Source organism: Streptomyces sp. NPDC127119, from assembly GCF_042677425.1.
Taxonomy (GTDB): Bacteria; Actinomycetota; Actinomycetes; order Streptomycetales; family Streptomycetaceae; genus Streptomyces.
In genome coordinates this window covers 76,511-91,801 of record NZ_JBHXTO010000008.1, presented here as the reverse complement: position 1 = coordinate 91,801, position 15,291 = coordinate 76,511, and the positions used below count along the sequence as shown (strand labels likewise).

At 68.4% G+C, this 15,291-nt stretch carries 14 protein-coding genes and 1 pseudogene; 9 read left to right on the top strand and 6 right to left on the bottom strand.

Annotated elements, in window-relative coordinates; all coding sequences use genetic code 11:
- Positions 1–154: 154 nt before the first annotated feature.
- Positions 155–385: a hypothetical protein gene (locus ACFVH5_RS06500; protein ID WP_385832468.1), complete on the bottom strand. Its 231-nt coding sequence runs from the start codon at positions 383–385 to the stop codon at positions 155–157.
- A 438-nt stretch (positions 386–823) separates the two neighbouring features.
- Between ACFVH5_RS06500 and ACFVH5_RS06495 the strand changes: the two genes are divergently transcribed.
- Complete coding sequence (locus ACFVH5_RS06495; protein ID WP_385832467.1) at positions 824–1,501, top strand: fumarylacetoacetate hydrolase family protein; 678 nt, start codon at positions 824–826, stop codon at positions 1,499–1,501.
- A 177-nt stretch (positions 1,502–1,678) separates the two neighbouring features.
- Here the strand turns inward: ACFVH5_RS06495 and ACFVH5_RS06490 are convergent, their stop codons facing one another.
- The 3 genes from ACFVH5_RS06490 to ACFVH5_RS06480 all read right to left on the bottom strand — a co-directional run bounded on the left by ACFVH5_RS06490 (position 1,679) and on the right by ACFVH5_RS06480 (position 4,532).
- Positions 1,679–2,071, bottom strand: coding sequence for a hypothetical protein (locus tag ACFVH5_RS06490; RefSeq protein WP_385832466.1), 393 nt, complete (start codon positions 2,069–2,071; stop codon positions 1,679–1,681).
- 78 nt (positions 2,072–2,149) lie between these two features.
- Positions 2,150–2,671 (bottom strand): NADP oxidoreductase, encoded by a 522-nt coding sequence (locus ACFVH5_RS06485; RefSeq protein ID WP_385832465.1) that lies wholly within the window; start codon positions 2,669–2,671, stop codon positions 2,150–2,152.
- A gap of 1,063 nt (positions 2,672–3,734) precedes the next feature.
- Positions 3,735–4,532, bottom strand: a complete 798-nt coding sequence (locus ACFVH5_RS06480; protein WP_385832464.1) for a VOC family protein — start codon at positions 4,530–4,532, stop codon at positions 3,735–3,737.
- 920 nt (positions 4,533–5,452) lie between these two features.
- Between ACFVH5_RS06480 and ACFVH5_RS06475 the strand changes: the two are divergent.
- From ACFVH5_RS06475 to ACFVH5_RS06440, 8 genes and pseudogenes are all read left to right on the top strand, one after another.
- Positions 5,453–5,613: pseudogene (locus ACFVH5_RS06475) on the top strand (ATP-binding protein); the annotation flags it as partial.
- Positions 5,614–5,815: 202 nt separating this feature from the next.
- The gene (locus ACFVH5_RS06470; protein WP_385832463.1) at positions 5,816–6,232 is read left to right on the top strand and encodes a hypothetical protein; all 417 of its coding nucleotides are present in this window, start codon (positions 5,816–5,818) and stop codon (positions 6,230–6,232) included.
- The gene (locus ACFVH5_RS06465) at positions 6,229–8,319 is read left to right on the top strand and encodes a M48 family metalloprotease (protein ID WP_385832462.1); all 2,091 of its coding nucleotides are present in this window, start codon (positions 6,229–6,231) and stop codon (positions 8,317–8,319) included. The genes ACFVH5_RS06470 and ACFVH5_RS06465 overlap by 4 nt, the downstream gene beginning before the upstream one ends.
- 471 nt (positions 8,320–8,790) lie before the next feature.
- On the top strand, positions 8,791–9,117 hold the full coding sequence (locus ACFVH5_RS06460; RefSeq protein WP_385832461.1) for a hypothetical protein: 327 nt from the start codon (positions 8,791–8,793) through the stop codon (positions 9,115–9,117).
- A gap of 573 nt (positions 9,118–9,690) precedes the next feature.
- Positions 9,691–10,002, top strand: a complete 312-nt coding sequence (locus tag ACFVH5_RS06455; protein WP_385832460.1) for an STAS domain-containing protein — start codon at positions 9,691–9,693, stop codon at positions 10,000–10,002.
- Between the two features lie 1,972 nt (positions 10,003–11,974).
- Positions 11,975–12,328 (top strand): hypothetical protein, encoded by a 354-nt coding sequence (locus ACFVH5_RS06450; protein ID WP_385832459.1) that lies wholly within the window; start codon positions 11,975–11,977, stop codon positions 12,326–12,328.
- Between the two features lie 216 nt (positions 12,329–12,544).
- Positions 12,545–13,288 carry a GAF and ANTAR domain-containing protein gene (locus ACFVH5_RS06445; RefSeq protein WP_385832458.1) on the top strand — a complete coding sequence of 248 codons (744 nt, stop codon included), beginning with the start codon at positions 12,545–12,547 and terminating at the stop codon, positions 13,286–13,288.
- 82 nt (positions 13,289–13,370) lie between these two features.
- A complete protein-coding gene (locus tag ACFVH5_RS06440) occupies positions 13,371–14,084 on the top strand; it encodes an ANTAR domain-containing protein (RefSeq protein ID WP_385832457.1) in 714 nt (237 codons plus the stop codon).
- Positions 14,085–14,212: 128 nt separating this feature from the next.
- Here the strand turns inward: ACFVH5_RS06440 and ACFVH5_RS06435 are convergent, their stop codons facing one another.
- Both ACFVH5_RS06435 and ACFVH5_RS06430 read right to left on the bottom strand, forming a co-directional pair.
- Positions 14,213–14,551 (bottom strand): hypothetical protein, encoded by a 339-nt coding sequence (locus ACFVH5_RS06435; RefSeq protein ID WP_385832456.1) that lies wholly within the window; start codon positions 14,549–14,551, stop codon positions 14,213–14,215.
- Positions 14,552–14,809: 258 nt separating this feature from the next.
- Positions 14,810–14,989 carry a hypothetical protein gene (locus ACFVH5_RS06430; RefSeq protein ID WP_385832455.1) on the bottom strand — a complete coding sequence of 60 codons (180 nt, stop codon included), beginning with the start codon at positions 14,987–14,989 and terminating at the stop codon, positions 14,810–14,812.
- Positions 14,990–15,291 lie beyond the last annotated feature (302 nt).

Sequence of the window (15,291 nt, the reverse complement as noted above, 5' to 3'; positions counted from 1 at the left end):
TGGCGCGCCTCCCGCCTTTTCTGTTGGGGTGTTCTGGGGGGGTGGGGGTTTTTTCCCCCCCCCACCCCCACGCCAACTGAAATAGCGCAACCGTGCGTGGTCAGGCAGAGCCACGAGCCCCTCCTGACCGACACCGGCGGGGGATGCGCCGGTTTCAGGGTGCGGGCTTGTAGGTGATGGTGGAGTCGGGGCAGTTCTTCGCACGGGCGGCGAGCGCATCGTGCTCGGCCTGGTCGATGGTGAGGTTCCAGCGGAGTTTGGTGGCGGTCCAGTCTTCGAGGTAGGTGCACAGGGCGGATGTGGCAATGGGGTGCCCGAGGCGGGCGAGTTCTCCTTGGATTCTCCGGTGCCCCCACCGCGGGTTCTCGTGTGCCAGTTGCCGCACCAGGCGCTCGAGGGCGGCTGCGGTGGGCGGGCGGGCGACCGGTGCGTGCGCGCCGCGCGCTGTAGTCCCACTTCGCAGCGATCAGCCGGCGATGCCAGGCCAGCAGCGTGCCTGGGGTGACAGGGAAGGCGCGGCTCCAGCGGTGACGGGGTATCAGGGCGAACAGCGCCGCAAACCACAGCCGGTCGGAGGGCTCGTAGCAAACCTGGGTCTTCAACTGCCGCCGCAGCACGGCGTTCTCGTGCCGCAGCACCAGCACCTCTGCGTCCTTCGCAGTGTCACGGCGCAGCAGCACGCCGGGGACCGACAGCAGCCTGCGGGCAACCTTGTACAGCAGCAAGACGATCACCGGGTCTTCCTGCCAGCCGCAGCCGATCACGGCTCCGACGTGCAGCGACGACTTTACGAGCCCCACAGGCACGCCACGCAGGCGGTGAGGTGCACCGCTTCGGCACCGAGCGGATCGGCGCCCCCATCGCACGACCCCACCAGATCCTCGGCGTCGGCGCCAACCGCATCCCCGGAACCGACACCCCGGTCCCCGCCGAGCCACTGGTCTTCTCCAAGGCCCCCAACTCGCTGTCCGGCCCCCACGACCCGGTCCGCATGCCCCGCGGCTCCACACACACCGACTGGGAAGTCGAACTGGGCATCGTCATCGGCACCCGCAGCCACTACCTCTCGGACGAGGACGCAGCCACCGCTGCCATCGCCGGATACGTCCTCGTCAATGACATCACCGAACGCACCTTCCAGAAGGAACGGGGCGGTCAGTGGCTCAAGGGCAAGTCCGCCCCGACCTTCAGCCCCTGCGGGCCCTGGCTGACGACACCCGACCAGATCGGCGACCTCACCAACCTGCACCTGTGGCTGGACCACAACGACACCCGCCACCAGGACGGCACCACCCGCGACATGATCTTCAACCCAGCCCGCATCATCCACCACCTGAGCCAGTTCATGGCCCTGGAGCCCGGAGACCTCATCAACACCGGCACCCCCTTCGGCGCCGGCAAAGACCTCACCCCACCCCACTACCTCAAACCGGGCGACACCCTCACCTGCGGCGGCAAAGGACTCGGCAGCCAGCGCCAGAACATCGTTGCCACCCACTGACCAAACGCGCAAAAGCGCTTTAGCGGCCGTTCAATTCAGCAGCGACCGCGTCGAGGAGTTCACGCCCGTGGACGATAGTTTTACACTCCCGTGTGAGTGAGTGCACCCGGCGCCTTCGGTGAGACGCTCGGCTAAAATCCAACTGGGAGCCCGGTCGTTGTGCACGCGAGGTCGCCGTCACTTGTTGGACGGCCGCTGGCCGATTGCCCTGCTGAGGGCGGCGGTGATGTCTTTTGGTTTGCCGATGTCGTCGATCTTTGCCTGCACCGCAGGTGTGACCGATGCTCGTCCCGCACTCCATACGACCGGTTGCACCGGAAGGTCTTCGTATCCGGTCACACCTATTTCGCCGATCGTCCGGCCACGTCCCTTTGGGGGGATCCGTACGTACCTGCTGTCCACGAGAGCGGCCATCATGAAACTCCCGGTGGCGAATCCGAACTGTTGCTTCAGCGACCATTCTTCGATGAGGCCGTACTTCGCTTTCTTTTCGTTGAGACCAGTCTGATTGACGGCCTCCTGCTCCGTGGGGACCTCGGTGCGGTCGGGATTTGCGACGGCTCCGCCCATCGACTTGTTGGCGTAGATCCGGGCAGGTTCACAGCATGCCTCTCCTCGTACCGGGTCCGCGCTGCGGTGCTGTCCCTGTCATCGCGATACCGTGAGGTTGAACCTCGCATCGCCCAGGGCTCGCACGGTTGCGAAGTACAGCGAGCCGGCTTGTTCGGTCGCGGCGGCCGTGTCGATGCCGACCAGGTCGACGATGGCGGTATCAGGCCAGCCCAGGTCGCCGGGCAGGCCGGTGACCACCGTCTTCGCTGCGACGTCGTCACCGCTGACGAAGACGGTGGCCGCGAGGACCGACGCGAGCGGGTCGACCATGATGGTGAAGTCCATCGTGTCGAGGGTCTTCACCACGCGTGTACGCGGGGAGCGTCTCTGGACCCGGACGGCCGCCCCGGCGCCGGGCGTGCCCCGTGGCGGTCTGCGGGGTGATCGTCGCTGAGGCGTCGAGCATGATCTTGTCGCCAGCACCTCCTCCCCGATCTCGTCCAGGACGTCGAGCACATCGCCGCCGGGCAGGGCGGTGACGACGAGGTTGGAGGAGGCGACGGCGCTGCGGTGGTCGAGCCGGTCTGCCCCTGCGGGTGTTCGGGATCCGTAGAACACGCGGTGGCCTTGCGAGGTCAGGCGTGCGCCCAGCGCAGAGCCGACTTTGCCGGTTCAGAGGACGGCGATGTTCACCCACTGCTCCTTTCAACCCTCGGTGAGGGCGACATCGCATACTCGGCGCTGTGCCGTCCTGCTTGACGAGGTCCGCAGTGCTGCCGGCCTGAGTCTGGACCCTGAGTTCGACGGATGGCGCTGCCAGATCCTCACCGGTGCGGGACGCCTGTGGAGCCGCCATGGCACCGACCTGTCGGCGCCCTTCGCCGACATCTCCCGTGCAGTTCGGGCACTGCCCGAGTGTGTCCTGGACGGTGAGCTTGTAGCGGTTCTGAGCAGTGGGACGGTGGTCTTCTCCCGGCTGCAGTCCCCCTCAGGGCGAGGGCCTCTGCCTTCGCGCTGTGCCCGGACACGAGCGGCCGATCCACCGCGCAGGACTGGCTGGACCCCGCTTGGGGCAGCGTGGGCATCGAGGACGTGGTCCGCAAGGACCCCGCCCAGCCCTACCTGCCGGGCAGGCGGGCTGGGCCAGGGTACGCGCCCAGGTCACGTCGGAAGCGGTGATCGTCGCGGTCACCGGATCATTGACCAGCCCGGACACCCTGCTGCTGGGCCACTACGACGCGGCCGGGAGACTGCGCCTGGCCGCCCGCACCACCCCGCTGACCACTACCGTGCGCCGCGACCTGGGCCGTCGGCTCACCTCGGAGGGCAGCGAACACCTCTGGCACGGAGGGCACTTCAGCTCTGGATGGGCAACCGGCGGGGACCTGGAGTACTGCACCGTGGCCCCGGTGGTGGCCGGGTTCGTCGCCGACACAGCCGTCGATGGGGGCCGCCTTCGCCACCCCGTCCGTTTCCTCCGCGTACGCGGAGGATGTCACCGTGGATCAGGTCCCGCCCTTCGAGGGCTGGCCACGCTCTGTGCCGAGGGTGTGCCGCCGCAGTCGGCCCGGGTGGACATGCGCCGGCGTCGGGTGGCCAGGCCGGGACGGGTCTGTCGCAGGCGAGAGACGTGGAACGTCCCTGTGCCGAGCTCGGCACAGGGACGTTCAGTTCCGGCGCGTCAGGCCGGTTGCTCCGGAGCGGTCGCGGTGATCACCGAGAAGGCGCCGCCCTGGGGGTCGGCGAGGACGGCCATACGGCCTGCCGCCATGTCGAAGGCCGGGGCGAGGACACTGCCGCCAGCGCGGACGGCCGCGGCCTGGATGTCGTCGACGCTGTCCACCTGGAAGTACGGCTGCCAGTGCGCGGGTACACCCGGCGGGAGCTGGGACAGGTCCATCATTCCGCCGACGGTGCGGCCGTCGATCTGGAACTCGGTGTAGCCCTCGGCTCCGGGCATCTGGGACGGGGCTGTGGTGACGGGCAGGACGGCGGAGTAGAACGCGGCGGCGGCTGCGGTGTCGCCGGTGACCAGTTCGTTCCAGATCAGCGCGCCGTTCTCGTTGACGATGCCCGCACCGTCGAATGTACCGGCCTGCCACAGGCCGACGACGGCACCGGTCGGGTCTGCGAGCACGGCCATCCGGCCAAGCTCCATGACGTCCATCGGGCCCATCATGACCGTGCCGCCGGAGTCGGTGACGGACTTGACGGTGCCGTCGATGTTGTCGGTCGCCAGGTAGGTGGTCCACACCGTGGGCGGCAGCGGGTCGGGGACCGTCCCGTCCGGGTTCATCGCCTTCATGATCCCGGCCACGGGCTTGCCCTTGAGCGTGCAGACCGCGTACCCACCCTGTTCTGCGGGGCCGATCTCGCCCTGCCAGCCGAAGAGATCGCGGTAGAAGTCGATGGCGGCCTGCTGGTCGGGGACCATCAAGTCAATCCAGCATGGGGTGCCGGGTTTGTAGGGGCTGTTCATTTCGGGCACTGACGCCTCCGGGATGGCGCTCGGGACAAGGACAGGCCCTCACTTACCCCACCCTCAAGCATGGAATCCGACTGAATGGGTGAATTGGCCGCATGCGCGGCATGCCCGATAAGCGACAGCACGCTACGGGCTCGTTGGCGGACCGGTTCTTGCGCTCCCCTCGCCTTCGCGAGGGCCTCACCGTGTGAACGGTCCAGCCCTTCGATGAGGTCACCCCGTCAGGCATGTCAGGACGCACCCCTAACAAGCTCGTGCACGACAAGCGGTGAGACGTCGAGACCCTCGATTGGTTGCTGTGTTCACGCCTGTCGTGTCGAGTGCAGGTCTGCGGTCTGCTGGTGGGACAGCAGACCGGCGATGGCCTGGACGGTGTCTCTCATGGGCTCGCAGCGGCCGGGTTGGACCGAACGGATGCCACCAAGTTCGCCGACAGCACCCGCACTGTCGCCAGCTGATGACGGTGCGCAGGACGGTGATGCTGGCGCCGGGGGCGGTCAGCCCGGTGACGGCCGCGGTGGCCGGGTGCGTGCCGGACAGTACGGTGAGAATGCTGATCACCAGGCCGATGACCGCGGCAGCGAGCAGGACAACGACGGTGTGCACGGACACAGACGGCTCGCTGCGGGGAGCGGGCACGGGCCGCACGGATCCGATGACATCGGATCACCAGGCCGGTACAGATGAACACTTCTTCGATCCGGTCGAACGCAGCGTTGCCCCTGTGTCACACCGGCGGGCCGTTCGGCCAAGTTCGATGCTGCTCCACCACCGCCCTTCCAGCCTGCTCAGCACAGCTGGACAGGGTGACGGCCGACCCTGAGCGAGCACAGCACGAAGGCTGAGAGCGCGTACGAACAGCATCTGGAGCGCCAGTCGCAGGCGCTGCGACGGTTGAAGTGCAGCAGGGTGATCCCCCGTGCCCCTTCAGATATCTCCAGCCTCATTCGAAGCGGCCCGCACCTGGCTGTAGGCCGAGGCCGAGGTCGTCGACACCACGCGGCCCGCCCCTGCCGAGGCGGCCCAGCGGATCGCGGAGGCCGTCACGATCCAGCCCCGAAAGAGTCATGGATAATCGCATTTTCTACAACAAAGAAAATGCGAGTCGAGAACGGGCCTCCGGATCTTACGGTGACTCTCCCGCGGCAGGTGATCCGCGGTAGGTGATCCATGGGGGAGTCATGTTTCTGTCACGCGGAACCCACACAGCTCCAGAATCGGCGGTGCCGGTTCCCGGGCCCGGCGGGTGGGCGGCCGTGGAATCCCTGGGACGTGCCGTGTTCGCAGTGCTGGGCACCGACGGCCGCGCCGACTACGCGGACTGGTTCGAGGAGTTCCGGGAGGATCCGCAGGGCGTGGTGAAACCCGCGCTGACTCCGGCCGTCGGTTCCGGAGTGAGCGTCACCTCGGCTCTCCTGTACGTGCTCCCGGTGGCGGCCTGGCTGGTGAAGGTGGTCGCCGAGCGCCTCGCGGGGCAGGCTGTGGACGCTCTCGGCCAGACCGTCCGGGCGAAGATCGCACGCCTGCTGGAAGACCGCCGCGGCGGGGCGGCGCCCGCCCTGGACCCGGACGAGGAGCAGGTGGCCCTCGCCGCACTGGCGGCCTGGGCCCGGAGCGTCGGCGCAGACGCCGAGCAGGCGGGCACCGTGGCCAGGGCCGTCATCACCGTCCTGCGCGGCGGAGGTGCCGGTTGACGGCCGGTGACGACCGGCAGCGAGAGGTCCTGTCGCCCACCGGCGCCCGCTATGTACTGCTGATCGTCACACTGACCCTCGCAGGCGCGTTCGCGGGGCAGGTGATCCACAATCTGGTGCTCGGCCAGTCGTGGGCCGCGGCCGTGCTGAAGTGTTCGGACAGGGGCGCCACCCTGTTCCCCGACTCCGCCTTCGACCGGGCGCTGTACGTGTCCCGCTGCACGGGACCGGTGCAGCGCCGCGAGGCCGAGGTCTCCCTGGTGGGCTCGGCGGCGGTACTGCTGCTCGGGCTGGCCGGCCTGTGGGTCATGCCCCGCCGGCTGCTGCGCCACGCGGGTCCGCTGAGGGCCGTACCGGCGCGCTGGCAGGAACTCACCGACCGCATCGCCGCCGACATGGGGGTACGGCATCCGCCGCGACTGGTCTGGGGCGCCGCCCCCGTCCGGGAGGCGTTCGTGATCGGCCGGGGCGGGCGCTCCCGCATCGTCCTGCCGCGCAGCATCCGGATGCTGCCCGAGGCGGAGGCGGAGGCGATCGTCCGCCATGAGGTGGGACACCTCGCGGCGGGTGACACCGTTCTGGTCTGGCTCACCCGCGGCCTGTGGTGGGCCCTGCCGCCGGTACTGCTCGCCGCTCCCCTGGTCGCCGCCGTCCAGGGCTGGCGGCTGCCGCAGACGAGCCCTCTGCGGATGCTGTCCCACCCGTTCTGGGCCGAGTACGGCGCGAGGGCTTTGGTCCTGCTGGTGGTCGCCGCACTCGTCGCTCAGCTGATCATGCGGTCGCGGGAGCACGAGGCGGACCTGGCCGCCGTACGAGGGCAGTCGGTCACGCTGTGGGAGTCCCTGCTCGGCAGCGCCCAGCCGACCAGGAAACGGGGCTGGCTCGACCGGGCGCGCACCAACCACCCCACCCACGACCGCCGGCTCGCCGCACTGCGCGCGCCGCTGACGCTGCTGCGCCCCAGCCTCCTGGACACCCTTGTGGTCGGGCTGCTGGCGGCCGTCCTCCTGGACTCCATGGACGGCCTCGGCAACCTCCTCCTCAGCGGCACCTCGTGGAGTTCGGCACCGGTCGGCGCCCTGTCCGCCGGGCTGTTCCTGGCCGTCGGCTGGGGCGTCGCGGTGTGGCGTGACACCCAGGCCAGCGGTGGCGCGAACAGCGGGGCCCTACGGTGGCTCCTCCCCGTCCTGGGCATGAGTGCCGGGGCCGGGCTGCTGGTCCGGTTGCAGAGCACAGGGACCACGGCGAGCGGACCGATGCGCGGATGGCCCCTACTGATCGTGCTGCCGCTCGCCGTCATGGGGGCAGCCTCGCTCGGTACCGCGTTCGCCCGCCTGTGGAGCAGCAGGCACGGTGCCGAACACATCGCCTTCCGGGACCAGTTGACCGTTGTCACCGTCAACGCACTGCTCTTCGGCGGTGCGTTGTGGCTGGCGATGGACTTCTGCACGATGCTGAAAGCGGCGCTCGCCGAGCCGGTGCCGTACGCGGCACTGCTCACCGGCCCCTACTCGGCATCGAGCGGCACCCGTGCCGCCGGGTTGGCGGCGATCGCCTCGACGGCCCTGTGGGCGACCCTCCGCCGGGCCCGGCCACTGGATGGCCACTGGCTCCCGGCGCTGGGCGTCGCCGGTGCCGTCGTCGCCTCGGCGGTGACCCGGCTGGGGTACCAGCCGACTACGATGCCGCGCGACTGGACCGCGACCTGGCAGCTCGACGTACTGACCGCCCTGTGCGCGGGGGCGGTCTGCGCCGTCGCACTGGTCGTCTGCCGGGGTTCGGACGGCCTCGTCCCCGCCCTGTACGCGGCTCCAGCAGCGTCCGTACTCACGGCCACCGTACTGTGGGCGGCGCGTTTCGGTTCCTGGCGGCATCCCTTCGACGTATGGGCCACGGTCCTGGTCGGGGGCTCGCTGTCCGGTCTCGTCGTCGTGCTCGTAGCCCTGGCAGCACCGTCGGGGCTGCTGCCCACGTGGGGCTCCGGACGCCGGACCGTGACCGGCAGCGCGGCGGCCCTCACCGCACTCGCGGCGACCGCTGCCGTCGCGACGCTCGAACACTTCGGGAACGCCGTGCTGTTGCGCTGAACCGACGCCGACGCACCCGGCCCACCCTTGTCAGCGCCGCCTCGACCGGACCCGGTAAGACTCAAGGGCCCTCAGAGCCTGCCGAATGGCTGATTGATTACGCTGCAATGAGGTCCTCAACGATCACGCCTCGGACGGTCTTGCGATGAGATAGAGGTCATGGCCCGGGGCCTGCCACCGACCGCGCGTTCGCGTGTGCGGAAGCATACGACCCGGGAGACTCCCGTCACTCACCGGCAATAGTTCTAACCCTACGCAATGGGATCGCCAGTCACCCCCGGACGAGGCTCTGGAACTGCGGACACCCAGCAGCGTGCCACTCCCGAAGGTAGATCTCCGCGTCGAAAACCACGACCTCCGCGTGCCACGGCAAGCAGTCGTGGCAGTAGTCACAGCGGCCGGGCAGACCTGCGCAGCCGCCGCTCGAAGGCGGCGCCGAACTCATAGGCTAAACGGCGGCGTTAAGGCGCCGTGCTGCCCGCGGATTCGGCACTGCGCGCGGAGATCGAAACGGTCGCGGGGAGGATCACGGAACAACTGGGAGAGAACGGACAGGGTGAGATTCAGGAGGCGAAGCTGGCGATCTTCCGCGGCGCGAGCCTATTCCGGGCGGAGCGGATCTACACCAACAAGTCGATGGGCGGAGCCGTCGCGAAGCCCGGCCGGACCGAGTGCGTCACATCGCGGACGGGTCGATGGGGGGGGCAGCCCGCGGTGATCGATCTTTCGGTTCGGCGGTTGTACCGTGAAAACGCGGACTGTCCGAGGACAACGTTCGCCGAGGAGGTGACGGGCTGACAGAGCAATACCAGGGAGCCAGCCATATCCACGGATGCGGCACAGCACACACGCTGTCCCGCTTGTGAAGGTCGGGTGTCACCGCATGCGAAGGTGTCGTCCAGGCCGGGCAACTATCGCGAGCAGCACGTGCATGGATTACTTTTTTCGTTCTATTCGGCACGGTCGGTGCAGGATTGACGTACCGTCATACTGAAACCTCGTCGCGTCAACAGGACGCTGTCGTCAAGAGGTTCTCTTCCGCAGCAGAGCGAGCCTGCGGAGCGCGAGCGCCGGGCCCCGCATCCGCTCCCACGGATGTCGTTGAAGCCCGGGAGCGTCCCCCGCGGCAGCTCAATGCCGGACTGATCCACACGGTTCCGGTGGCCTGAGGGGAATGCACCGCGGCGCCACCGGGGGGGCTACGCCGCGCAGGGCATGAGGCCGCCGCGCCCGAAGCGGCGGCCTCCGCCACGACATCACATGCGCGGGTCCCTTGATCCAGGGTGCCGTCCGTGACCGGGGTGCACCATACAAGGAGAAAAGAACCCGATCCGCAAACCGTGGCCCGTCCCCGAAAGCGCCTGCCGCATCGTGCGCCTGCACGGAGAACTCGACATCGCCAGCCTCCCCGACCTCACCCTCAACCTGCGCGGATGGAGCCGGGCCACACGGGACGCCTGGCTCATCGTCGACCTGCGCCCGGTCACCTTCATGGACACCACCACGGTCCGCGAACTCACCACCGCACAGAAACACTGCGAACAAGCCGGACACCAACTGCGCCTGATCTACGACCAGCCCTTCATCGACCGGCTCTTGACCCTCCACGACGCGACCGCACGATTCCCCCGCTACGCCAGCACCGCCGACGCCGTCACGGGACACGAGGCAGGCAGTTGGTGATCCTGCAGCCGGTACCGGCTGCAGGATCACCAGAGAGCACGGCTTAGCAGGCGGGCAGAGTCCGGGATCGCACACAATGGTTCGAAAAACGCCCCTTTGCATGAACCGAGAATCTCCACCCACGACCCGCCCGCAGTGGACGTCAGCCTCCGTACGCCACTCCGGTCACTGCCGTGACCTGCCAGGTCGAGGTTTCGGCCGGGGCCCGGCATCAGGCCGCTCCCTCGCTGATGGCCGGATGACTTCCGTCTGGCCGGGCTTGCTTCTAGTCTCCGTGTAGCTGACGTTGCGCTCTCGCCTGTACTACGGAATGTGGCGGCTGGCTGATGAAATCCAGGTTGGAGCCTCACGACTCACCGTGCGGCTCCAGCCCTTCCGCTCCCCTGGCGCACCCGGCGAGGCAACTCCCGCGCCTCGCACCGCCAGGAGGGCACCGCGAGGACCGATCGGGGGCTCTCGGCCTTCGCGCCTCCGGCCGCCGCCGCGCCAACGCGGCGGCGGCCGGACCAAATAAAACCCTTACCACGCAACCGACTTGACGGGCGATGCACCCCGTTGTGCCGCTGAATACGAGGGACAGGGAAAGAATCCGACGGCGGGGGGCATGGACCGTGCGCTCCGTCGGCGCAGAGCGCACGGCTTACCGCCGAGTGTCCGCTCCGATCCAGTGCATACCCGTCCTGGAGGAGAACCGCAGTGAAGGCATCCGGCCGGGGATGATGCCCCGGCCGAATGCCGCTTCGCCCGGCCAGTGACCGCCCCGCCGGCAAGGGGGTCAGGCGAAGGGGCACGCATCCGAGGTCTGGGGATATGAGACCGCCGCCCACGGCAGGGGCGACTAGGTGCACGGCCACTCCGGCCAGCCCACGGTCTCCGCGTTCGAAAATTATGGCTATCCACAGTCCGTGCTACAACCATGCGATAATGCCGCAAAGCGAGGCATGCGGGCGGCAGCGCACCGTCGACAGCCAGGCTCGAAGCCGGTGAGGCCGGGCTGTTGCCCCGAATCGCATGCTCCGGGGCCCAAAGCCTGGCTGGCTGTTTCCGAAGTCGGCTGGAGCCGCATCGCCGACTGTGCGGCTCCAGCCTCAGCCCTTCCACGCGCAGGCGAGGCAGTTCCCGCGCCTCGCACCGCCAGGAGGGCGCCTCGCGCGAGGTGTGAGCCGAAGAAGGACCCTCGACTCCCTCGCACTCTCCGGCCGTCACCGCACCCGCACGGCGGCGGCCGGACGCCACCAGCGTGTCACTGCGGGCATGAGCCTGTCCGCACACCAATGCGCCGTTTTCTCCGGGCCCGCACCCACTTGGACGTCACAAGCACATGCCTCTCCGCGTCTCGGAGGAGTGCAGGCGTTCGAGTTGTTGTTGCACACGCGTGTGGATGCTGGGGTTGAACTGTCCAGCCCGGGCTTTTGTGACGAGCTTTTCCGCGACGCGCCTCAGTTTGATGTCGGTGTTCCCGGGAGATTTTCCGGAGGATGTTCCAACCCTGATCCGGTGCCAGCCACCCCAAGACGATCACGACGCTGATCGCCCGATCCACCACTGCACGGGAACGCACTTCCCGAAACTGCGGGTTCTCATCCTGCAGTGCCTCCTCCCGTTTCACCGCCATCTCAGCATGGATGTGCCGTTAACGGTCACCGTTGAATGGACATCGCCGACCTCGCCGTCAGCCGACAGCGCTGGGGCAGCCAAGCCCCCCTCCTCGACCTCGCGGTCGCCTGGCGCGACCGGGCGGGCCTGCTTCACCGTCGGGGACGTCGAGCGAGCTCTTCCGACTCTCAGGTATCAGCCTCTGAGCCATCGACAGGCGAGTGGCACATGCACGCGCTGACACGAGAGTGACCACTCGCTGGCCCAAGGGCGATCACTCACTGACGTCGGAGCGATACACCCCCGGGTGACAGTCAGCCCGCGCTCGTCACCCGCTGCCGGCTGGACGCCATAGGCAGTCATGATCCAACAATTGATGACGACGGCCGCCACGGTGACCGCGCCCCTCTCCGGCCTCGCCCTGTCCGCCACGCCGGCCGCGGCGTCCGCGCCCGCGCCCGCGCACGCACCCGCAGCCGCGCCCTGCACGACCAAGTGGCGCGCGGTGCAACGCGTCGCGGTCCGCCGCCCCGGCCCGTACGACGGACGGATAGCCACGAACTCGCCCACCCACCAGCCCCTCAGCCGCGGCCAGGCCGTCCGCTCCTGCGCCGCCGCGATCGCACAGACGCAGAGCGGACCGGCCTATCAGGCGTGTGGAAAGGACGGGAACCTGTGGCGCATCGTGCCCGGCGGCCAGGTCCCGCAGACCTGCCTCCGCCGTGCTTGAGCCGCTGTTTGTGGTCCGTACTCCGTCGAGTGGGGGGATCGTCTGGTGTGTACGGCGCCATGTGTGGCACGGGCAGAAGCCCGTTGTCCGGGCCCGCGGGTCGGTTTGCCGTGGGTTCTGGCCGCGGCGTGCGCGGCGCGGGAAAGTGTGGGGAGCAGAGCTTCGCGGCCTGTGGGAAGGTTTTCGGGGAAGCTTTTTTTGGAGGATGGGCGGGACATGGCTGAACTGTCGCGTGAGGAGCAGGTGGCGGTGGCTTTCGTCGACCTTGCCGACACTCTGGTACAGGATTTCGACGTCATCGGTTTTCTCTACACGCTGGCCGAGCACTGCGTGCATCTGCTGGACGTGACGGCGGCGGGGGTTTTGCTGGCTGCCCCTGGCGGCTGGCTGGTGGATGTGGCGGCCACCGACGAGCGCACCCGCCGTCTGGAGATGCACAGCATCGAAGTGGAGGAGGGGCCCTGCTGGGACTGCTTCCGCAGTAAAGCGCAGATCAGCGATGTTTCTCTGACCGCACCGGGGGCCCGGGTGCGCTGGCCGCGGTTCGCGCCACGGGCCGTGGAAGCGGGCTTCGCTTCGGTCGCGACCTGTCCCTTGCGCCTGCACGACCAGGTGATCGGGGCTTTGGATCTCTTCCTGGACCGGCCCGGTCCCTTGAACGCCCCGCATCTGCGTCTGGGGCAGGCGCTGGCCGACACAGCCACCATCGGGGTCCTGCAGCAGCGGGCGGTGCGCGAGCGGATGACGGTGAACACACAACTGCAGAGCGCCCTGGACAGCCGCGTCATCGTGGAGCAGGCCAAGGGCTATCTCGCGCACCGCCTCAACACCGGTGCCGAACAGGCTTTCACCCACCTGCGCCGCTACGCGCGCAGCCATCACATGCGGCTCACCGAGCTCGCCCGCCAGGTCATGGAGGGCACGGCCCATCCGGCCCTCTTCGAGAGGCGCGGCCGGTGAACCGACAGCTCTGCGAACTCCTGGGGTGTCATGGGAGGATCACCTCCCGGGCGGCCGACAGTACGCACGCGCGGAGGCCGCAGTGACGACCCACCCGGTGATGAGGGCCTACCTGAGCGCCCTGAGCGCCCATACCGGCCCCGGCATGGCACCCCTGCCGCTGGCCGCCTGCACCGACATGCTGGGCCTGGACGGACTGGGTCTGCTTCTGTCACCCACCGACCATCCGGCCGAACTCGTGCAGGCCCACGGCGAACGCACCGCCGCGCTGGAGGACCTGCAGCAGGTCCAGGGCCAGGGCCCCAGCCTGGACGCCGCCCGCCACGCAAACATGCTGCTGCTCCCCGACATCGGCGAACTCGCCGCCGACCGCTGGCCGGGCCTGCCGGCCGCCATCGAAGCACTCGACGTGCACGCCGTGTTCTGCTTCCCGCTGCGCATCGGGGTCATCGCACTCGGCGTGCTCACCGGCCACCGCACCCGCCCCGGCCCCATGGACCCCGACCAGCTCACTAACGCCCTCGGCCTGGTGAACATCCTCGCCCAGATCATCATCACCACCGCCGCACGCCCCGACCAGGCCCAGCTCGCCCTGCTGGACGAACCCGGCCTGCACTTCGCCGAAGTCCACCAGGCCACCGGCATGCTCGCCGCCCAACTCGGCATCCACCCCGACCAGGCCCTGATCCAACTGCGCGGCTACGCCTTCAGCCACAGCCACCCCCTCCTCGACGTCGCCCGCGACATACTCGCCCGCCGGCTGCACCTGAACCCCGACAGCGACCCGCTGCCCTGAACGGCGTGGGCCCCGCATGACCGGTCCGGTGTAAAAGCCCCGACAATTCCCGAGGCCGAAGCGGTCAGTGAGAGTGTCCACAGCCTCTACGAGGACGTCCGGCACCCGCTGTTGACCTGTCATCGTCATCAGCCCCTGCCTGTGGACGGAGTAACCGTCCCGTCTTGACCATCCCGGAAGTACAGCCGGCGGGCCACTTCGTCGGCGGTGGTGAGCAGGGGCAGTTCGGTGCGGTAGGCGTGGGCGCGGACCCTGGCCGCAGCCTCGGTGAGGCAGACGTCGGCCTGAACGCTGCTGTACATGCGGGAGGTACAGGGATGGTCGAGGAAGACCGCGGCAGCCGTGACGTCCAGCAGTTCGCTGCAGCGCACCGTCATCTGCTGCAGAAAATCGATGACATCGAAGTCCTCCACCAGCGTGTCGGCCAATTCGATAAAAGTACGTGCGATGTGCGACTCCCTGCTCATGGACGTGCTCCCCGGCTCTCACGGCCTCGCACCACACGTGGCCGACACCATCCCACTCCAGTTCAGCGTAGCGACAGTCACTGTGCGTGACATCCTATCTACAAAACAAACAGGATCGACCTCAGTCACGTGCTGCCAGGAACTGGGCATCCGGCAGCAGATGGCGCAGGGCGCATGGACTGCCGGGGGTCACGCTGCCCCTCACCGACAACCTCAGCGACGCGCTCAACTCGACACCGGCGACCGCGACGGCGCCCTTCAGAACCTGTCGACCGCGTGATTGCGCAGGTGGTAGGCGACCGCGCCCTTGCTGCGCAGCCCGACCGCCACGCCGATCTCCGCCACGGTCGGGCCCTGACCGCGGTCGACGATCGACTGCCGGATACGCGTCAGGATCTGCTCCTCCCGCTCACTCAGGTGCACAGGAGACCGGTTCACCGCTGCGCTCGATGACTCCTGCCGCCCCGGCCAGGGATCGAACGCGTTCGTGTGCGAGGGAACACCTGAGCGTTATACCGGGATTGTGACCTGTTACGGATGAGCCGCAGCTCCGGCCGGGGGCGCGGCGGGCGCATGCCAGGGGGCGTGCGGGTAGCCGGAAACCGCTTCCACGGCGATCTTCCGGTATAGATGGGACAGCCATCCAACCGCCTTCGCTCTCCCACTGAATTGGTTGACCACTACATCTGACAGTCACGGAAATGTCCGCATACAGCAACACGAAGCGGGACACCTACCCG

Excerpts from the sequence above, each read along its gene's own strand:
- ACFVH5_RS06435 (WP_385832456.1), bottom strand. The coding sequence starts at position 14,551 with ATGAGCAGGGAGTCGCACATCGCACGTACTTTTATCGAATTGGCCGAC.
- ACFVH5_RS06445 (WP_385832458.1), top strand. The coding sequence starts at position 12,545 with ATGGCTGAACTGTCGCGTGAGGAGCAGGTGGCGGTGGCTTTCGTCGAC.
- ACFVH5_RS06450 (WP_385832459.1), top strand. The coding sequence starts at position 11,975 with ATGACGACGGCCGCCACGGTGACCGCGCCCCTCTCCGGCCTCGCCCTG.
- ACFVH5_RS06480 (WP_385832464.1), bottom strand. The coding sequence starts at position 4,532 with ATGAACAGCCCCTACAAACCCGGCACCCCATGCTGGATTGACTTGATG.
- ACFVH5_RS06490 (WP_385832466.1), bottom strand. The coding sequence starts at position 2,071 with ATGGGCGGAGCCGTCGCAAATCCCGACCGCACCGAGGTCCCCACGGAG.